We start from the raw sequence: 21,461 nt of genomic DNA, 5'->3' as shown, positions 1-21,461 counted from the left end.
TCGTGACGATGACTCACCCCTCAGGGGTATTATTGACTTCTTTGTGACTTATCGCTTGTTTCGCTTTAAAGGAATTAAAAGTGACGATATGGTAGATCCCCATGAGTAAACCACCGATGATAACGATCCCGATGGAGATAAACGGCATCCAATAACTGAGCGTGGCGTTCATGAGTGAGATCCTCTTTTATGGCGCGATAAATGATGAGATAATGTTAGCACATTGTCGATTATGGTGTGATAACTGGTGTGAATAACGAGCAAAAAAGTACAGGGTTTAGCGCCAAAATCAGAAGGCAGATGGACTTGAAATGACTCGCGTAAAGCGAGTGATAGTGAATAGATTCCTCTTCGCACCTCAGACAATTGTGTCTCATTGGAGGACGTTTTGGCGGTTTTCAGTCTCAGTTATTGATTAATAATGAGAAAAAATTGATTAAAATCAGATAAATGGCGGGGATTCAATAAAGTTGGTAAAATAGGCCTAACCCATTTCCCACTCAGTGGAATTTCGGGGGCAGGCTATTTTCATCATCAAAAATGAAAAGAATAACGGTTAAAAACACCTACTGGCTAGATAAAAAATACAAAAATCGTACGATACTATTCAAGCCGATCACTCAATACCATTTTGACCGAAAAGTGATCGGCATCAATGGTATTGAGTGATCGCGATGGAGAGTATTAGGTGATTGGCTTAGATGGCATTAGCTGATGGAGTAATAACTCGCAAGCTCGCCTGAGGACGGGCTTAGAAGTGAAGCGCCCTGCTAGATCCCTACAAATCATCATCCCGGTATGCTTTTGCGCCAGAACCATCAGTTGCGCTTTTATAACTGATGATTTCACCCTGTAAAAACTTATCTCTTGGTAAGACTAATAACTCCAGTCCAACCCCCCTTAGGGCTTTACCTAAAACTAAAGCGCTAGCTTTCGATTTATCTCCCTCAATCTCAGATAATGCCTTCCTTGTAATGCCAACCATTTTGGCATATTGCTCTTGATTAGCGAATAGCATTTCAGTACGCAACCTCTGCAAAGCCTTACCTGTCGTGATCTGACTGGTAATAAGCTCAATGCAAATACTTTTCATAAGCTCATCTTTGACAGAGCTCGGCAATTTTTTACGCTTAGCAGCAAGTGGTAGTCGGCCATGACGATTATCTTGGGCTAACATTTTGGCCTTTTCTGTCATAGTAGTTTCCAGGTTTTGAATTTCTTCTCTAAATGTTCATACCCCATACTTGGGAAAGAGAGAATAGACTGGGGAACACCTCGGTTTCCCAGCCTTTGCTTGAGTTCAACTAATTCTATTGCTGTTTGAGCCAATGCATCTAAAAGCGCTTTTGGTTCAATAAGATCTGCAAGACTATTAGCGATTTTAACAAAGTCATATTGTCCACCTAATTCAAGGCCTGCCCCCCATATAAAAGTCCTTGATATCACTTCTGGATCGGCTTTCATGGGGGCAAAGTCGTAGATAGGCGCGAGGGATACGCGATTGTTCTGCTTGATGAATGACGTATTACGACCGTGATTATCGGAATTACCAAAAGCAATATTAAGCAAGTCCCTGCGAACCCACTCGATAACAAACGCTGCTATTCCATCCTCTACATCGAGAAACGTTGTTGTTTCACTGTTATCGCTTTTTAAAGTCAACACTTCTATCAAAGCGCGGATCACCTCGCCATGCTCCATCATAGTCGCTGGAGCAATATCTAAGACAGAGTAAACTGACTCCATACCAAGCAATTGCTGTTTATTGCCTATTGTTGCAACATCGAACCTTGGCAACCACAGTGATGGACCTCGCTCGCTCTCCATCAACCGCATTTCATCAGTGGGTATAGTATCGAAACCTAATGCGTTAAGTTCGTGATAGAAGTGAAACTCAGCCCTTAAAATATCGTGGTCGATACTTGCACTTCCTCTTGGAAATTTAACTAAGTATCGGGTGTCTAGATTACTTGGATTATCTTGAAAGGTATCTATCCACACTCTGTCATCTGGATCACAACGAAGAAGTAATTTAGGCGCCGCACCACCAGCACCAGACGCACCGCCGGCAGCGGCTCCATTTGCCTGCGCGTATTCGATAAAGTCGACTTCAAGCCTACAGACATCCTCAACGCTAAACGTTACTGGTATTGGGTTAATAATAATAGCAGGTACCGACTCTTTCACCCTGATATTGCCTATCGGTGCGATAGTACCTTGAGATAACAGGATAAAATTCCTGGTAAGCTTATCTTCATCGAGCAAGCGCAGTGTTCGTAGCCAATATTTACGACTTGAGCCTGCGGGAATAATGTCATCTAAAAAACGAAACCAGTTGGTATTATTTCGATAGGGGATGGTGTCGTTTGGCAAAGTGACGCTGGTTGCGGTTTCTGCAAAATCATTATAGTGTGTAAACACATGATCTGTTTCATAGTCCAGTCGACAAAAGCTTGAATCAAGGTGTTCTGCAAACTCGATAGTCGCAACATCATGCCACTCAAAAGCGTAGTTAATTTGAATTGTAATTGCTTTAGGCATAATGCATCCATTTCGGTTCAATAAAGAGTGTAAAACTAATTTATTGAAACAATATTAGCACATAAAATAGCTATTACACTATTTATTGACACGATTTATGCTCAAAAAGTCAAGCGCCATTTTGTGACCACAGAACGCCCTAAGTAAAAGAGCGTGATCCTAGGAACTCGTAAGCTCGCCAGAGGACAAACTTCATCTGCTAGGCTTTTTCCTTTGTATAATCTATCAGGCAGCTAAATGTTATAACGTGCTTGAGTAATACACTGCTGTGTGGTTCTCTCATTGTCAAAAACGGATAGTATATTTATGGGTTGCGATACCTAATCAACCTTAACTATCTGATTGACTGACCTTCCACAAGCGCTCTATTGGGTTTAAATTCGGACTGTAAGGCGGTAGATAATGAAGTTCGATATTGAGCTCTTTCGCTTTCTTTTTTACCCCCTCGGCTCGATGATAACCTGCACCATCTAATATTAGGTGAATGCGCTGGTCACTGCCGTTATATTGTCTTATCTCCTCGAAGAAATTCTGAATAGTATCGCCATTTACCTTATCGTAACACTTCACTTGAGCGGCGGCTAAGTTATTCAAAATGAGCAGAGAACGGGTAGGGGTGTATGCTGACTGGCATCCCAACGAAAAGCCGTTATTAATAGGTTAATTGGCCTATCGTGATCTAAGTCGAGGCGGTGTATTTAGCTTTGCCTATGACAAAGCCTTTTTAACATCACCTTATTGTTTGCAAATTGCCCCTTTGCTTACCCTGCATGCTGGTGAGTTATATAATGATGAAGCCAATAAAAACTTTCGCGCTTTTTTAGATCCATCGCCAGATCGTAGGGGACGTATTCTTATTCAGAGAAGGGCGGCTATCGAATATCGTAAAGGTATTAGGCCTAGTAATCGTGTAACGGAGCTTGATTATTTGCTTGGTGTACATGACGCCTACCGCATGGGAGGGATCCGTTTTAAAAAAGTGGGCTCTCATCATTTGTTGGATAACAACGACGATTTCGCAGCGCTTCCCATGGCATCGTTGCGTGAGTTAGAGCATGCTGCTATTCAAATTGAAAAAGACGACAATATAGACAGTGACGAATATTATCACTGGCTGAGAATACTAATTTCTCCGGGTTCCTCTTTGGGTGGTGCAAGGCCAAAAGCCTGTCTCACAGATGAGAAAACCCACCTGTGGATTGTTAAATTTCCAAATATTAATGACACCTTTGATGTTGGTGCGTGGGAGATGGTGTGCTACGAACTTGCATTAGCGGCCGGCATTGAGGTTTCTCCTAGTGAGATCCGAAAACTTTCAACGCAGCACCATACCTTTTTGACTAAACGTTTTGATCGGATTGGTGACAAACGTCTTCATTTTTCATCAGCAATGACTCAACTTCAGTATTATGATGGTGAACATTCACACGGAGCTAGCTATCTTGAAATAGCAGAGTTTCTTTCCAATCAGGGCTCGCAAACGAAAACAGATCTTGCCTAATTATGGCGACGAATAGTATTTAATATTGCGGTGTCTAATACAGATGATAGGTTGATTCAATCACCAAGGTATCTGCTCTATATGGACTTTTAGGGCTAGCCAGTAACGGCGCATAGGTTGCCCCTAAATCCTCCGAGAACACCACTCGATGGTGGTTTTTAGGGCCTGTTAAGTCTATTTCAACATACGCTGACCCGAGTATGTGCCCAGCAGGTTTAAATTTGAGTTTGGCTTCTCTAAACGTCTCTCCGTCGATGTCACTGTTTTTGGGGACAGGGTTTATCGGTAACAAACACCATTGATTATAGTCAATTGGCACAAGTAGTTTTTTAAGACGACTCAGACAGGCTTGAATTAATGTTTGATCGCGGGTCACTCCAGCCTTTAATGCATCTTCAATCACCAAAGGTAATAGCGAAGCCGTTGCTGTTGTTGCATAAATAGGTTGATTAAAACCTGCTACTAGCAGATAAGGTATTCGTCCCACATGATCGATATGACAATGAGTCACTATGAGCGCTTTGATGTTGTCGATAGGGAAGTCTATTTGCAGCTGTTCTGCTGAGCTTTTTTCGGCTGTTTCAGCGCCTCGAAACAGGCCTCAATCGATAAGATAACTGTTGATAGTATGGGTGTGATTATTCACATCCAGTTGATGACACGAACCTGTTACACCGTTTACCGCTCCATGGTGAATGATCTGCATGATTAGTCCTTTAATTGAATCAAGTGTTAATTGTATCGAGTACGGTTAGTTAATTTAGCAGCAGACATTAGATTATGTGAGAAAGTGGTAAATAACGGTGACAAAGGCTTGAAGGTAAAGAAGGCTGTATTGAGTTCTATTTTTTGCTTTTTATAGGGGCGAGTAATGCTCAAGTTCTTTCTATCGTTCCCTGTTATTAAGGTGATTTCAGCGTCTGTAAAATACTGCAGTCTTTAATCTGATGACTTTTACAGCAGCTAGCGAGCGCAGCTAATGATTGTTCTAGTAATGCCAATTCTCGTTGGGTTTGTTGGATACGGGCGAGTTGCTCGGCAATGATGTTGTCGACTAATTCGCACGACGATTTTGGGTCTTGTTGTGTATCAACCAAACGCTTGATGTCATCGAGTCTGATGTTTAATTCTCTGCACCGTCTTATAAATACCAATGTCTCGATGTCTTTTTCTTGATAATGACGATAGCCATTACTGGTACGGATTGGCGGTGAGAGTAGACCAATTTGCTCATAATATCGGATGGTTTTAACCGATACCTGGGCAATTGATGCCAATTCACTTATTTTCATATTGACCTTCCAGTGGCTGTAACCTTTAAGCTTAAGCATATCATTTTTCGATAATGTGTTGTTAAAAGGAAGTTATATGTTGAGTTATTCCGCGGTGTCATTAATTTTGTCGCTAGGTGTTATTGGGGTGAGTGAAGCCAGTGCGGTGGACGACTCACTTAATACGTCTGGGCAGAGTGCAAATCACAGTGAGAGTCATAGTGAAAATCATGAACATTCTGAGCATGATGACCCAAAAGCGGATGTTGATGAACACGATCATGAACACGAAGAAGAAATGGAAACCATTGTCATACAGGCCACTCGTTCTGGGCGGATTGCCGATGAACAGCCTATTCGAGTAGAGGTGATTAATCGCGAAGAGATTGAAGAAAAAGCGGCGATGAGACCGGGTAATATTTCTATGCTGGTGGCTGAAACGGGTGGGGTAAGATTACAAACTACCTCGCCGGCGTTAGGCAGTGCCAATATTCGCCTGCAAGGTTTATATGGTCGTTATACCCAATTACTGGCCGATGGTTTGCCGCTCTACGGTAACCAAGCAGGGTCGATTGGTTTGTTGCAAGTGCCTCCGACCGATTTGAGTCGAGTTGAAATTATTAAAGGCTCTGCGTCATCACTTTATGGTGGTTCAGCACTCGGTGGGGTAATTAATCTTGTGTCTCGTACTCCTGGTGATGAGCTAAGCGGTGAAGTGTTGTTAAATTCAACTACGCGAGATGGTCAGGATGTGACCACCTATTTTGAGTCGCCATTGAGCGAGAATATAAAAGGGTCGATGACGGCAGGGGCACATTATCAAGACAAGCAAGATATTGATGGTGATGGTTGGATTGATCTGGCAGGTTATGAGCGATACACAGTGCGTCCTCGATTATTTTGGGAAGGGCAAGAAGGACAAACACTGTATGTGACTAGCGGGTTTATGACTGAGCAGCGTACTGGTGGTACTTTAGGTGATAACACGGTGGCAGATGGCACTTCGTTTGAACAATCACAAGATTCCGATAGGCTTGATGGCGGCCTTGTGTTTAGTATGCCGCTATTGGAGACTCTGACGTTTAATACTCGTGCATCGGCTATGGTACAAAATCATGTGCATGTATATGGAGCCGATATAGAAGAAGATCAACACGAAAGTTATTTGCTTGAAAATAGCATAGCGGGTTATACCGATAACAGTGATTGGGTTGTTGGTTTAGCGTATCAGTCTGAAATTTTTGCCTCTGACACTTTCCCTGAGTTTGATTATTCATATGACGTGCCCGGAGCGTTTGCACAACTTGATTATGAGTTGACTGACCAAATTACAACCTCTTACAGTGCGCGCATTGATGAGCACAGCGAGTATGGTACTCAATTTAGCCCAAGAGTGTCGGTGCTTTATCGCCCTAGTGACTTAACCATAAGAGGATCTTATGGGCAGGGATACTTTGCCCCTACACCGTTTGTTGAAGAGATTGAGGCAGCAGGGTTATCAAGGCTAGCGCCAATTGACAGCTTACAAGAAGAGCGTGCTAAAACGGCATCGCTTGATTTTACCTATACCTTTGAAGATGCAGAAACGAGTTTGACCTTGTTTGGTTCGAATGTGGATAACGTGACAGGATTAGAGGCTTTCTCTGTCAATAACGATGGCACCTTAGACGCAGTTAGGTTAGTGAATGCATCTGGTGAAAGTCAGATCCGTGGTTCTGAAGTGTTGCTGCGTTATTATTTAGGCGATGTAAAGCTCACGGCAAGCTACTTATATTTAGATGCCAGTGAGGAATCTCCTGATGGACAAGGCCGAAGGGATATTGCATTGACGCCGCGTCATTCTGGTGGTTTTGTTGCCATGTGGGAGCAACATGGTAACTTTAGAGCTGGTTTTGAAGCCTATTATACTGGCACTCAACGTGTTAATGATAACCCTTATATTGAAGAAACCAATCCCTATTGGCATCTTGGCTTAATGGGGGAAATTACAGTTGGTAGAGCAAGTTGGTTTATTAATTTAGAAAACCTACTCGATGTGAAGCAAACTGACGAACACCCAATGTTACTGCCAAATAGATCTCCTAGTGGTCAATGGACCACTGATATTTGGTCGCGTAACGATGGGTTTATTGCTAACGCCGGCGTTAGAATTAAATTTGGTCATTAGGTTTTTATATCTACTGCTTGAGGCTAAATACTTTAATGGCCAATCATTCTTTACCAATTTCAATATCTGCCGTTGGTAATAGTGTGCGATATGCATTGGCTAACGCTTGTTTAGCCTCATCATCACCATGAACGATGCGAATGTGCTTAGGTTTATGGTGCATACGTTTAACAAAGTTGATGAGGTTGTGTTGGTCGGCATGGGCGGAGTAGCCGCTAATGGTATGGATAACCGCTTTAATGTCTATTTTTTGTTCATCAATATACACATAACCGCCTTGTGGGCCATATTGTTGTATGTCTCGGCCGGTGGTGCCTTGGGCTTGATAGCCGACAAATAATACGTCTGTGGTGGATTTAGGTAAAAATCGGGCGAGGTAATTGCTGATCCGTCCGCCAGTACACATGCCAGATGCGGCGATGATAATGGCGGGTTTATTCACGGAGTCTAAATAGTTGATCACGGCAAGATGTTCTTGATGGCTATCGATGGTGGTGAGCTGGTTAAAGTCCAGTGGATGACGTCCTTGAGCGAGTTTGTTTTTGGCTTCGTTGTCCCATAATGTTTTGAATTGACGATATTGTTGAGTGAAATTGGCCGCCATGGGCGAGTCGACAATAATATCGATGTTCTGCCACAAGGGGTTATTTTTATTGCGGTAAATGATGTGTTCAAATTCGTAGAGTAGTTCTTGAGTTCTGCCGATGCTAAATGCCGGGATCAGTACCACACCATTATCTTTTACGGCACTTTCGATGATATTTTTGAGCTGTTTACTGCGATCTTTTCGTCCTTGATGATTTTTATCACCATAGGTTGATTCAATCACCAAGGTATCTGCTCTATATGGGCTTTTGGGGCTAGCCAGTAACGGCGCATAGGTTGCCCCTAAATCTCCCGAAAACACCACTCGATGGTGGTTTTTAGGGCTTGTTAAGTCGATTTCAACATACGCTGACCCTAGTATATGCCCAGCAGGTTTAAATTTGAGTTTGGCTTTTGTAAACGTCTTACTGTCGATGTCACTGTTTTTGGGGACAGGGTTTATTGGCAACAAAAACCATTGATTATAGTCAATTGGCACCAGTAGTTTTTTAAGACGACTCAGACAGGCTTGAATTAATGTTTGATCGCGGGTGACTCCAACCTTTAATGCATCTTCAATCACCAAAGGTAATAGCGAAGCCGTTGCTGTTGTTGCATATATAGGTTGATTAAAACCTGCTGCTAGCAGGTAAGGAATTCGTCCCACATGGTCGATGTGACAATGGGTAACAATAAGCGCTTTGATGTTGTCGATAGGGAAGTCTATTTGCAGCTGTTCTGCTGAGCTTTTCCCGGCTGTTTCAGCGCCTTGAAACAGGCCGCAATCGATAAGATAACTGCTGATATAATTGGTGTGATTATTCACATCCAGTTGATGACATGAACCTGTTACACCGTTTACTGCTCCATGGTGAATGATCTGCATAATTAGTCCTTTAATTGGATCTCACATTAATAGTATCGAGTACGGTTAGTCATCCCTGGTTCACGTTAACTTAGCAGTGGATCTAATATTTGGCCAATAAAAGCTAACATCAGAGGTTAGAACAGATCCTAGTTGACTAGATTGTAGATGAATCGATTGCTGTTAGGGTTGATGGAAGCGTGATTATTCTTGATAATATGTTCCATAAATCAAAAACGTTTAATACGGTACTTTGTATGACATTAATGACTATTATCGACGATTCTGAACTCAATAACTCCAGTAAACAGCGGCAAAAGCTTGATAAATTGTGGCAAGACGTCGAGAAAAGGCAAACTCGTAACCAGCGCTATCAAGCTAAAGTTGATGACTTTTTTGAGTTGTTTAAACCGCTGATAGAGTCAAAAGAGCATGTTGTGTGTGCGGCAACAGAGCAGTGGGTCCGACATTTGCTGTCTTTTGTACCCCGAAAAACGATTAAGGGCGAGTATAGAATTACGCTTTACGAATGGATTGAAGAGGAGTTAAACATACTTGAAGCCAATCCATTTAATCCCGTGAGTACCGATGAGTTGCGCGATCTTTTTGCGTCTTCAATGATTGATTTTCAATCTAATATACCAAAGCAAGCTATCACTGCAGATGATCTCGATAATTTTCGAGAGGAGCTGTTTGACATGTTCGGTGAGGATATACCGTTAAGTAATGATGAACTCACTCATTTGATCCACAATCCTGAAGCGTTTCAAGCGTATATTCAAGAAATGCTCGATCAGCGACATAAGGCTGAAGAACAAGATGAACTGGAAGACGAATTTGAATGGGATGAGCCAGACTGGAATAATATGAATGATGAATTTTCATTCAATCAGCGGTCACCTGAACCGGCGATGAGCTTGGCGTTATTTGAAAATAAGGCAATGACTAAACTATACCGTCAACTTGCCAATCAATTTCATCCAGATAAAGAACTCGACCCTGCTAAAAAAGCCTTAAAAAAGGTGTTAATGCAACAACTCTCCCAAGCCAAAAAAGACAAAGACGCCCTAGCATTGATGATGATGGCTCAAGAGCATCTTCCTGAGTATAAGCTTATTGCTGATGGCGACATGATGAAGCGAATTGAGGCTGCATTACGTGGCAAGCTTGCATTGTTAAATGAAGAACATCAAATGTTGCAACATGGCGATGATATAAAAACTGAAATTTGGCGTCGCTTTGGTAATGGGAGTAAGGCATCGCGGGCTAAAACATTAGCTGAATATGGTGACTTGCTTTTGATTGAAGCGGAAGCCTTATTCGCTAAGGTAAGTCACGTCACTACGGTTAAAACCATGAAGGTTGAACTCGCTGAGAGGCTGGAACAGCAACAATTTAGTGGCATGATTGATTTTGACATGTTTGAAGGCTTTATGGATTAGATCAACGCTACTGGCTCACCGCTAAGCAGACTAGGGCCAGTATTCGACTTAATATTACCGATGGCTATTTGCAATTAATAGCAGATAGCTGTCTCATTCACATTTTTATGGGTGAGTGATTTTGATGATATTATTTATGCCACCGATGTTGTCTTTTTCGGTGCTGTCGTGCCAGGTTAACCCGGTGAATCGTTAGAAATACCCCCATCAAAACGGCAGGTAGATCCATTAAATTACAATAGTGATTTTGGGTAATATCCTCATCTTGCATCATGTCATCTATCAGCCCAGTAAAAACTGCCGTTGAGTAAAATGGACATGCAAAGGCATCGACATTAAGAATATTTTTTAGACAAGGATAATTGATAAACGCTTATATTTGAGCAATTGCTTTGCTTAATAGTTTTTTTATGAGCCGTTGGTTCACTCGCGGTAATATGATTAGACGCACTGGATTTCATCAACAACTAATAATAGGTTTGGCAAAATATGGAAAACATCCCTCAAAAAGTAACACTTGCTCTTAATCGAGTGAGTAGGAAAACGAATGCTAGTATTTAATTGCACCAAAGCAGCGGCTGATTTTTTTACTGTCATTCGTAAGGGAGAAACATATTGTTTTTTAGAACCAGCTCCCCATAAAACCATCGCAGAATCGATTGAGTGTCCTGTGTTTCCAAGCGATGTAGATGTCAATGACAATAGTGGGTTTCAGTGGCAATGGGTAGTGCATTGCGTGAAGATTAAGCGTAAAAAGTATTTATTGGTGATGGATTATCTTAGCCGATTTTGTTTGACTTTTCCGGCACCGAAGAAAGGCGAACAGTATGATTTTTTAAATACCTTCGAAGGCTATTTAAAGTCGACTTTTGAATGTTTAGGGAATGACACTGGCTTAGATAATATTGACATTGAGATAGCTATAGAAGGTTATGACCATAAGGTTAATACTTGTGCATTTCACTCAAGAAGCGATCGCAGTGTACAAGCGCATTTGAATGATGTTCATTGGCATTTAGAACGACATTGTTACGAAGATTATATGTTATCTGAGCCTGTGGACCTTATTGGGTTTAATTTAAAAATGGCTCATTTCATCCGTAACGCGAAAGGACATGAATCGCACTTTTTCCCATATAAAGAATTTATTCACTTTTGGCTGTATGCTTTCGTGCAATATGATACAGATACAAGCAATATTGTTTATCTCAGTGATTACAGAAAGTAGGGATATTGACTTAATCAACATAAACATCAACATCAACATAAAATCCGTAACAAAAACGACAACAAGGATCTTTCATGAAAGCTTTTACCCTGGTATTGTCCAGTTTAGCAATGGCTGTTTCTGGCATCGCTCACGGGGTTGAAATTGATCTCAACCACATTCAGCGCTTAGGCCCTGTGAATCAACTGGCAGCAGTACCTTTATCAAAAAGTGCTCATGCAGATGCGCTGCGAGCCAATTTGGTTGCCAACTTGATTGATCAATCAAGTGATAATAAACCTGAAACTGTTCAAGTGTTTAATCAACAACTGACTTGGCAATCTGCATCATCAAAAGCAAAAGGTGAGGGCTGGTTAGCGTATCAATTACCTGTTTCTACCCAGCGTTTTACCCAAGGTACGTTAACGGTAAAAGGGCTTGATAATCCGCAGGTGTATTTGAATGGCCAATTAGTGAAGTCAGCGAATGAAGTCTCGTTAGATTTGCTCAATGGTGACTACAACATTGTAATATTGGCCGATGGTCAGCAACAAGACACGCCATTTAGTCTTGATTGGCAGGGCAAAAGCGATGTCGACGAGCTCGATTTTTCTGAGCAAAAAACGCAACGAGTCTCTGCAGAGCAGTTATTTGATGCGCAAGTGATCAGCGACTTAACCTTATCACCTAATGGTAAGTACTTACTGCAATCGACCATTGAATATCAGCCAAGCCAAGGCGATACCCCCATTCAAGTAACTGAGTTACACAAGGTATCGGACAACAGTGTGGTGTATCGTTGGCAAGATAACCGCCCAGGCAGCGCTGTGTGGTCAAGTGATAGTAAACAATTGGCATTTGTGGCCAATAAACAAATTCAGTTACTCAATGTGGCAGACTTAGTTATTGAAGTCGTCGCAGCCGATATTGAGAATGTATCGGGTTTGCATTGGTATGGAGACAGCCTGTTATTTAATTGGCAAAAACCCTTTAAAGCTGATGAAAAAGCGACATCAAAGCGTTTTAGGGCATTAGAAGATCGCTGGAATTATTGGCGTGACAATAGCCAACTTTATCAATTAGATGTGGCTTCAGGCTTTATTCGTCAGTTAACTGATAACAAGATTAGCACTGATTTTGTCGACAGCAATGTCGATAGAAATACGCTGTTATTGACTCGCTCGCCGGTTGATTATGCTGAGCCTGCCCATGGACTAACTCAGTTAATTGAATTGAATCTAAAAGACTTAACCGAAACCATTATTGGTGAATATCGTAGCTTTAGCAGTGCGTTATACGCTGATGATGGTATGTACATCACCGCAGGTCCTCGCTTTATGGACGGTGTCGGTATCCAAGACAAATCCATTGAAGTGAATGATTATGATGGTCAATTATATTGGCGTGATGACAAGGGCAATGTGAGTGCATTAAGCAAAGACTTTGACCCTGCTATCGGCAGCATGACTAAACTTGAAAATGATGATGTGGTATTAACGGTAACCGAAGGCGACCGCTCACCGCTGTATTTATTTGATAAAAGTAAAAGTCGTTTTAGTAAAATAGACACCGGCATTGATATGGTGACTAACTTTAGTGTCGCCATTGAACAATCTACCCCAACCATAGTGTTTGCTGGTACGTCGGCCACCGTGCCACAAAAAGCGTATAAAATGGCATTGAATGCTAGTCGTAAAGAGTTGTTGTTCGACAGCCAAAAACTCAGTTATGCCAATACCCGTTTGGGTGAGATCCAAGATTTCGATTTTACTAATAAGCTTGGCCAAAATATCGATGGTCGGGTGTATTTACCGGCTGACTTTGATGCCAACAAAAAGTATCCGGCATTAGTGTATTACTATGGCGGTACTTCTCCTGTTGGGCGTCACTTTACTGGGCGTTGGCCATTTAACTTATGGGCTGCAGAGGGCTATGTGGTGTATGTGCTACAACCCAATGGAGCAACAGGTTATGGCCAAGCATTCAGTGGTCGTCATGTGAATGCATGGGGTAAATACAGTGCCGATGACATTATTGAAGGGACTAAAGCCTTCTTAAACGCACATAGTTTTGTTGACCCTAAACGAGTGGGCAACATGGGTGCGTCATACGGCGGCTTTATGACCATGTATTTAGCCACCAAAACCGATATTTTTGCTGCGTCAATGTCTCATGCTGGGATCAGTAATTTATCATCTTACTGGGGCCATGGCTGGTGGGGTTATGGTTATTCTGGTGTAGCGAGTCGTGGCAGTTTTCCGTGGAATAACCCTGAGCTCTACGTTGAGCAAAGTCCGTTATATCACGCGGATAAAATTACTACGCCGTTATTGCTGATACACGGTAATGCTGATACGAATGTGCCAGTGGGTGAAAGCCATTACATGTACACCGCATTAAAGCTGTTAGGCAAAGAGGTAGAATTGGTTGAGTTTAATGGCCAAAACCATCACATCAACAGCCGTCAAGCTCGCTTTGATTGGTGGAATACCACTATGGCCTGGTTTGACTTAAAATTAAAAGATCAGCCTGAATGGTGGAATAGTCTTTACCCTGAGACAAAAGAGCAACAGTAAATGACGACGTTAAACAGCCTCGCATAGCGGGGCTGTTGTGTATTAAGGGGATATGGTTAATTGAGTACGCTTTAAATACAAAATTTATAAGCAAATTGTTAGAATAATATGTATGCCTAGCGAATTGTTTTTTCTGTGGAACCTAATTAAGAACAGTTATTAGAAGTTTGATCGTCATAACATTTATTATAAAAATACTAAATTGAAAGACATTTTTGGTTAATTATCATTTCCCATTAATATAGTATGGTTATTATTATATTAACAATCAGTCACATATAGATGCTTATGCTGAAAAATGATTTTTTTACAAACTTAATGTAAAGATGTACTCTGATTTTTCTATTTAATTGCAATCAATATATTAATTAAAGTTTATTGACTTGCGTTTTAACCGAGTTTGTTTAAGCCTGCCTTATATGTGGTCCAAAATATAATAATGATGTTATATTTACAATTATGTAACATCATATCGCAAAGACGTTAGAACAAAGGTGTTGTCGTAAGTTGTTGTAGCAAGGTGTTTTTATCAACTTTGAGACGATACTGTTTATGTAATGCGGAGAATAAATGGATAGCTTTTTCGGTTTGATGAGTAATGCAGTATTGTTATTGGCTCTTGTCGTTATTTACGATGCGATTGCATTACAAAAAATAGCACCTAAAAAGTATGAAAAAGTGTTAAGTGGTATCTTTATCGGCTTGATTGCTATCAGTTTGATGAACACCCCCTGGGAATTACGCCCGGGGATCCACTTTGATACGCGCTGGGTATTACTTAGTTTAAGTGGTCTATTTTTTGGGGCTATTCCTACGTTGATAGCCGCAGTATTTGCCGCTTGTTTTCGTATTTTTCTCGGTGGAGTTGGTATATACGTTGGTATCTTGGTTATTTTTGTCAGTTCAGGCATCGGTCTTGGTTGGCGGTATTGGATACAGCGTTCAAATCAATCAATTAATTGGCAACATTTATTGGTTATGAGTATTGTTGTTGAATGGGTTGTTTTATTGAGTTTATTACTCATGCCTGTGGCAGATAAGTATGACATAGTCTTTAACATTAGTCCTACCTTACTTACCGTCTACATCTGTGGTTCCGTGTTGCTTGGATTACTGCTTAAACATCATCAAAAAAGACAACAACTTGCGCAAGAATTACAACAACATAAAAATCTTCTCGAAACGGAAAAAAACCTCTTACAAAGTATTATTGATGGCATTCCCGATCTGATTTTTTATAAATCGAAACAGGGGATTTATTTAGGATGTAATAAAGCATTTTCGGGTGCACTAAAACTCAATCCAGAAGATATTAAGCATCGCGATGACTATGACTTATTTGATCGCCAACAAGCGGAAATGTTTATCAAAGCAGATAAATTAGTCATGGAGCAAAACCAGCCCTGGATGGATGAAGAATGGCTCAATACATCGGATGGCGCGGCCTATATTTTGAGAACCCATAAAACGCCAATTCTGAATTCATCAGGAGAAGTGCAAGGCGTTGTTGGTGTCAGTCGTGATCTGATCGATGAGAAACACATCAAAGCACAATTACAACGTAGTGAAACAACATACCGTAATATTATTAGTACAGCACAAGATGGTTTTGTTATTGTCTCTGTTGATGGTTTTATTATTGAGTCGAATCAAAGTTTTGCTAAGATTACTGGTTATCATCTCGATGAGTTGTTAAATAAGCATATTGACCATATCGAAGTTAATGAACGATATCAATTATCAACAGAAAATATTATTAAAGCCAAGCAAGCCAAAGCGATTCACTATACCTCTATGTACAAACATAAACAGGGACAGCTATTGCACGTTGAGGTAAATGTTAGTTTTTGGGATGATGATAATGGGGGGATGTTTTTCTGTTTTGTTAAAGACATTTCAGAGCGTATTAAAGTAGAACAGAGATTACTCTTCAGTGAATCAAAATTTAGGCAGATTTTTGAAAAAATCCCTTCAGTTTCTGTTCAAGGTTATGACAAAAATCGTAACGTGATTTTTTGGAATCAAGCCAGTGAAAACCTTTATGGGTATTCAAAAGAACAGGCTGTAGGCAAAAGAATGGAAGACCTTATTATTCCATTGTCATACAAAAACAAAGTCGTTAACAACGTAAATGCATGGATTAATGATGGTGTGCCTATGCAAGCAGAGGAACAGTCTCTTAAGCGTGCAGATGGCACTCATGTACCCGTTTATTCATCTCATACCTTAATTTACAACAGCGATAACGAAGCCGAAATATACTGTATCGATATTGATTTAAGTGCTCAGAAAAAAGCCGAAGAACATGCCTCTACCTTGTCACAAGCCATAGAACAAAGTCCAATTTCAATAATATTAACTGGTGTCGATAGCAGCATTGAATATGTAAATAGTGCATTTGAAAAAATCACCGGTTATACCTCTAATGAGGTTATTGGCCGACCAACGAGCATGTTACAGTCAGGTTTAACCGCTAAATCGACTTATAGAGAGCTATGGGGGGCAATCACTCAAGGCCGCACATGGCAGGGCGATCTGCAAAATAGAAAGAAAAATGGTGAACTGTTTTGGGAACAAACCCACATAGCCCCTATTTTTGACAAAGCTGGCATCACAAAACATTATTTGGCTCTCAAGCAAGATGTGACCCTTTTTAAACAACAAGAAGAAAAAATTCTCCAACAAGCTCATTACGACAGCTTAACGGGCTTACCGAACAGATTACTCTCTCTTGATCGATTGTCACAAATGCTTAAAGATGCGCATAGAGTAAAAAATAAAATCGCAGTATTATTTTTAGATTTAGACGACTTTAAAAAAGTTAACGATACGATGGGTCATTCAGTCGGTGATGATTTGTTGATTCAAGCGGCTACACGGCTAAAAAGCACTATTCGAGATAATGATGTCGTCGGCAGGCTGGGCGGGGATGAGTTTATCATTATGCTTAATATACATGAGCCAGCAGAAGCTGAAATTGTTGCCAATAAGCTGCTTAAACAATTCTATACACCCTTTATCCTTAAATCCCGTGAGGTCGTATCTACCATCAGTATTGGGATCGCTTTATATCCGTTTGACAGTGAAGATCCTAAAGAGCTGTTAAGGCAAGCGGATTCTGCAATGTATCATTCAAAAGATCGTGGTAGAAATATTTATCATTTTTATACAGAACAAATGAACCACGATATGAATCGACGGTTGAAAGTTGAAGAACAATTACGTAACGCTCTGAAACTCGGAGAGCTAGAAGTTTATTTTCAACCCGTAATCGAGATTCAAACTCGTAATATTGTTGGCGCGGAAGCACTTCTACGTTGGAAAAACAGTATACTCGGCCAAGTCTCCCCAGAGGAGTTTATTCCTATTGCAGAGCAAACTGGACTCATCGTTTCTATCGGTGAATACGTTATAGAGAGTGCATTTTCTGCCGCACAAAAATGGCAACAAACATATAATCCTCAGTTTAAAATTGCTATCAATGTGTCGCCCAAACAATTTAGAGAAAACAATTTTGTTGAGGTGCTGAACAACAAGTTAGAGCAATACAACATTCATCCCACTTCTGTTGAATTAGAAATTACCGAAGGAGTATTACTCAGTGGTGATGACATCATTGAAACGAACTTAAGAGGTATTCACGATATCGGTGTCAATATTGCAATGGACGATTTTGGTACCGGATACTCTTCACTCAGTTATCTACGTAGTTACCCTTTTGACACCTTAAAAGTGGATAAAAGCTTTGTTAATGATATCACTGTTGACCCAAGTGATTTAGAGCTTGTTGGTGCTGCTGTCGCCATGGGGCATGCATTAAATTTAATTGTAGTTGCTGAAGGAATAGAAACAGAAGAGCAATATCATCTGCTAAATGAGCTTAACTGTGATTATGGTCAAGGCTACTTATTTAGTAAGCCGTTGCCCCAAAAGGAATTCGAACACTTGTTAGCTGAACAGAATTTTTTGTAGGTTGGTATTTCGTACCACGAATGGTGAAAGGCGTGGTCAGATCAAAGGATAATAATTTCCTTAGTAAATGACGATGAGCACTACTTTACTGACACATCTTAATTCGATTGCAGATCTCCGTATTGAGCGGTGTAAAAAACATCAACTCATTGATATCCTTTTACTTGTCTTCAACGCTGTGCTGCCATGGGCTGAATGTTGGGCGGATATTGATTATTTTTACCACCTTAAACTTGATTGGTTAAAAATACGTTAATTTTTAATTAGTTACTCCAAGAAATGACACCATAACTTGTCCTGTTCGGGTTTAACGATCAAGACCATCACATCAACTTTTGTAAAACGCGCTTTGATTGGTGGAATTGGAATAGTCTTTACCCTGAGACAGCATAATAATTTGCTTTATACTTCTAGAGGCCTCGCATTGCGGGGCTTTTTATTAAGTCACAATAAGTGTAAGCGGCTACTGAAGCAGTAGATCGTTGTAGCTTAAAAAGTTAAACCTTATAGAAATTATATGAGTTGGGTTTTGTCACCTAAAATTTCCATGTTGATTTCATTTTGAAACCTGATCTTCCCCTAAATCAGTAGACACTTTTGATTTAGGGAAATAACGTTGACGCCAGAATAATCCGAAGTATTGACATAGATAAACAGTCAACTAAAATAAAATAAAACCGATGATAGGTATCAGCAAATGGGTCGAAAAAGTGATGGTAGAGAACGTCTGCTACGGGCAATATCAGACCTGATGTGGGAGAGCAGTTATGGCACTCTCACGATTGATGTTATTTGTGAACGCGCGGGTGTAAAGAAGGGTAGTTTCTACTATTTTTTCAACTCTAAATCCGAGCTTGCTGCCGAGTCGATCCGCGAGGGGTGGGAAGCAAAGAAACCGAAAATGAATACGTTTTTTTCTGCTACTCGACTGCCTTTAGAGCGGCTGAGAGCCTATTTTGACGATATACGACAAACACAGTATGAGGCGCTCGAGAAACATGGCCGGATCCTCGGTTGTCCCAATTTCAATGTGGGTGCCGAGATCAGTGGTCTCGCGCCTGAACTGGATAAAAAGTTACAGTGTACGTTTAGTGATTTGCTCAAATATATTGAATCAGCAATCCGCGACGCCCAGTTGGAAGGGGCCATTAATGTCGCCGATCCTGCTATGAGTGCCCGCTGTGTGCTTGGCTTTTTTGAAGGGGTTTTGACCCATGCTCAGGTCTGCAACGATCCTACTTTATTAGACGATATTTGGCCGGGAACGTTACAAATGCTAGGTGTTACATGGGATGGGACTTAGCAGGTAAAAATGTGAACTGTGATTAACTCTTTTTAAACAAGCTAACTATATCACCACCATATTGATGGTTTCTGGTTATTCTCTACTCTCGAGAATGACTGGCTAAATTCTGAGTTTGCAGAGATTATGCCACCGACTTATATGCTCTCCTTGATTGTCGTTGCGATTCTGTAAATAGGCTCTGCTGTGATGCGACTATGAATGTTGTTGCTTCTTTAAATGGCAGATCTTTTACGTTGGTATTCACTGTTGGAGCAATTCACTTAGCGTTGTATTAACCTTTGTTGGTTATCATTGATTTTGTGTTCTGAGGGATGCATATTATGTTGATGGGTTAGCAATATATGGTGTCTTTTGCGTGTTAACCATTAATTTACCCATGGCAGTTTAAGCCTTATTCAGGCTAGTTTATTGCCGTTATTTAGCTAACATCAATTCATTTTAATAGTTGACTATATAGTAAACTATAAGTGAGCAGGTATGAAGCAAGCGAGTACGAACAATAAGTTGTATGGCATCAAAGCTATCGCCAATGGACGCAGTGATAGTTACAAACGACCCGCCAATGACCTCATGAATGAGCCATTGTTCGTTGTTAGGCAAGAATCTGTCGCAGCAAACATACCTCCCCTTTCCAATAGCGGTTTACGCTTGGCAATAACTGACTACTCAGACAGTAGACAGACTAGATGGCCAATCTGCTTAAACTCGTTATCACCGCCTGCCATTAGGAAATGACTGAAGAGGGCGCGCGGCAGCTAGCTAAAGCCACTCATCACATCTACCCACATTCAAATGCTACGCGCAGAAAAATCGATGTACGCCCACATAGACGTACACCTTCACATTGAAACAGAAGGAAATTTAGATCATGAAAAACTTTGATTTTCACAACCCAACACACATTCTCTTTGGTAAAGGCCGCATCGCGGACCTGAATGAGCATGTTCCGGCGGATGCAAAAGTATTGATTATCTATGGTGGTGGTAGTGCGGAAAGAACCGGCGTTCTAGGTCAAGTCCGCGCAGCACTTACAGGCCGTACATTGATTGAGTTTGGCGGCATAGAACCGAACCCGCATTATGCTACTACGTTAAATGCCATCCAAGTCATCAACGATAATGACGTCACTTTTTTACTTGCCGTTGGCGGTGGGTCTGTCATCGATGCCACCAAATTTATTGCAGCAGCAGCTTTGTATGAAGGTGATCCGTGGGAGATCCTTACTTCCGGCGGTTCGAATATTAAGGCGGCGATGCCATTTGGTACCGTGCTGACGTTGCCCGCTACAGGATCTGAAATGAACTCTGGTGCAGTAATAACTGATCCAGATAAAGTAGCGAAACTTGCTTTCAGAAGCCCATATTGTTACCCGCTATTTTCCGTACTCGATCCAGAGATTACTTATACACTGCCTGCTCGTCAGGTTGCCAACGGGGTGGTAGATTCTTTTGTCCATATTGTCGAACAGTATCTGACTTATCCTAGTGCCGCATATGTTCAGGATGGTTTTGCTGAATCTATGTTGCGAACTCTGATCAAGCTTGGTCCAAAAGCACTTGAGACACCTGAAGATTATGATATCCGCGCTAATTTGATGTGGATTGCAACATTGGCCTTGAACGGATTAATTGGTGCGGGTGTGCCACAAGATTGGGCTTCTCATATGATCGGACATGAGATCACGGCGCTTAATAATACTGATCACGCACGTACACTTGCGGTTGTATTGCCATCATTGATGAACGATCAGCGCGAGCATAAACACGATAAACTGCTGCAATATGCCAGCAATGTTTGGGGGCTCAACGAGGGCTCCGATGATGTAAGAATTGACGCTGCGATTATGGCGACTCGGGCATTCTTCGAGAAATTAGGTATTAAAACAAGGTTAAGTGACTACGATATTGGTGCGCCCGAGATTGAGCGTATTATTACCGACTTGAAGGCTCATGGCATGACTGCCCTCGGTGAACGCCATGACATCAGCCCAACTGATGTTCGTCGTATTCTTGAAGCGTCACTATAGGG

The 21,461-nt window shown here is 41.2% G+C and carries 13 protein-coding genes and 3 pseudogenes; 9 read left to right on the top strand and 7 right to left on the bottom strand.

The window, feature by feature from the left end; genetic code table 11:
- Positions 1-13 precede the first annotated feature (13 nt).
- The 4 genes and pseudogenes from FCN25_RS20880 to FCN25_RS03545 form a co-directional block, all read right to left on the bottom strand.
- A complete protein-coding gene (locus FCN25_RS20880) occupies positions 14-172 on the bottom strand; it encodes a hypothetical protein (RefSeq protein WP_165872315.1) in 159 nt (52 codons plus the stop codon).
- A 606-nt stretch (positions 173-778) separates the two neighbouring features.
- Positions 779-1,195, bottom strand: coding sequence for a helix-turn-helix transcriptional regulator (locus tag FCN25_RS03555; RefSeq protein ID WP_137222020.1), 417 nt, complete (start codon positions 1,193-1,195; stop codon positions 779-781).
- A complete protein-coding gene (locus FCN25_RS03550; protein ID WP_137222018.1) occupies positions 1,192-2,541 on the bottom strand; it encodes a type II toxin-antitoxin system HipA family toxin in 1,350 nt (449 codons plus the stop codon). The genes FCN25_RS03555 and FCN25_RS03550 overlap by 4 nt, the downstream gene beginning before the upstream one ends.
- 348 nt (positions 2,542-2,889) lie before the next feature.
- Positions 2,890-3,069: pseudogene (locus tag FCN25_RS03545) on the bottom strand (transposase); the annotation flags it as partial.
- A gap of 67 nt (positions 3,070-3,136) precedes the next feature.
- Here FCN25_RS03545 and FCN25_RS03540 point away from each other — a divergent pair.
- A pseudogene (locus FCN25_RS03540) lies at positions 3,137-4,120 on the top strand (type II toxin-antitoxin system HipA family toxin); the annotation flags it as partial.
- Here the strand turns inward: FCN25_RS03540 and FCN25_RS03535 are convergent.
- Both FCN25_RS03535 and FCN25_RS03530 read right to left on the bottom strand, forming a co-directional pair.
- Positions 4,089-4,748: pseudogene (locus FCN25_RS03535) on the bottom strand (MBL fold metallo-hydrolase); the annotation flags it as partial. The pseudogenes FCN25_RS03540 and FCN25_RS03535 sit on opposite strands and share 32 nt — an antisense overlap.
- A gap of 196 nt (positions 4,749-4,944) precedes the next feature.
- A complete protein-coding gene (locus tag FCN25_RS03530; RefSeq protein ID WP_137222011.1) occupies positions 4,945-5,334 on the bottom strand; it encodes a Cd(II)/Pb(II)-responsive transcriptional regulator in 390 nt (129 codons plus the stop codon).
- A gap of 76 nt (positions 5,335-5,410) precedes the next feature.
- Here FCN25_RS03530 and FCN25_RS03525 point away from each other — a divergent pair, with 76 nt between their 5' ends.
- On the top strand, positions 5,411-7,480 hold the full coding sequence (locus FCN25_RS03525) for a TonB-dependent siderophore receptor (RefSeq protein WP_137222009.1): 2,070 nt from the start codon (positions 5,411-5,413) through the stop codon (positions 7,478-7,480).
- Positions 7,481-7,523: 43 nt separating this feature from the next.
- Here FCN25_RS03525 and FCN25_RS03520 read toward each other — a convergent pair whose 3' ends face one another.
- Entirely contained in the window at positions 7,524-8,951 is a 1,428-nt protein-coding gene (locus FCN25_RS03520; RefSeq protein WP_137222007.1) for an MBL fold metallo-hydrolase RNA specificity domain-containing protein, read from the bottom strand.
- Positions 8,952-9,187: 236 nt separating this feature from the next.
- On the opposite strand from FCN25_RS03520, the gene FCN25_RS03515 reads away from it, so the two are divergent.
- The 7 genes from FCN25_RS03515 (at position 9,188) to FCN25_RS03485 (ending at position 21,459) form a co-directional block, all read left to right on the top strand.
- Entirely contained in the window at positions 9,188-10,372 is a 1,185-nt protein-coding gene (locus FCN25_RS03515; protein ID WP_254693718.1) for a J domain-containing protein, read from the top strand.
- 547 nt (positions 10,373-10,919) lie between these two features.
- Positions 10,920-11,600, top strand: a complete 681-nt coding sequence (locus FCN25_RS03510) for a hypothetical protein (RefSeq protein WP_137222005.1) — start codon at positions 10,920-10,922, stop codon at positions 11,598-11,600.
- A gap of 74 nt (positions 11,601-11,674) precedes the next feature.
- The gene (locus tag FCN25_RS03505; protein WP_137222003.1) at positions 11,675-14,155 is read left to right on the top strand and encodes a S9 family peptidase; all 2,481 of its coding nucleotides are present in this window, start codon (positions 11,675-11,677) and stop codon (positions 14,153-14,155) included.
- Positions 14,156-14,725: 570 nt separating this feature from the next.
- Positions 14,726-18,127: an EAL domain-containing protein gene (locus FCN25_RS03500; protein WP_137222001.1), complete on the top strand. Its 3,402-nt coding sequence runs from the start codon at positions 14,726-14,728 to the stop codon at positions 18,125-18,127.
- 67 nt (positions 18,128-18,194) lie between these two features.
- Positions 18,195-18,383 carry a transposase family protein gene (locus FCN25_RS03495; protein WP_368074076.1) on the top strand — a complete coding sequence of 63 codons (189 nt, stop codon included), beginning with the start codon at positions 18,195-18,197 and terminating at the stop codon, positions 18,381-18,383.
- Between the two features lie 441 nt (positions 18,384-18,824).
- On the top strand, positions 18,825-19,430 hold the full coding sequence (locus FCN25_RS03490) for a TetR/AcrR family transcriptional regulator (protein WP_137221999.1): 606 nt from the start codon (positions 18,825-18,827) through the stop codon (positions 19,428-19,430).
- 871 nt (positions 19,431-20,301) lie between these two features.
- Positions 20,302-21,459, top strand: a complete 1,158-nt coding sequence (locus tag FCN25_RS03485) for an iron-containing alcohol dehydrogenase (RefSeq protein WP_137221997.1) — start codon at positions 20,302-20,304, stop codon at positions 21,457-21,459.
- Positions 21,460-21,461 lie beyond the last annotated feature (2 nt).

The sequence above is a fragment of the Shewanella sp. MEBiC00475 genome (assembly GCF_005234075.1).
Classification (GTDB): Bacteria; Pseudomonadota; Gammaproteobacteria; order Enterobacterales; family Shewanellaceae; genus Shewanella; species Shewanella polaris.
This window is presented reverse-complemented; position numbering and strand designations above follow the sequence as displayed.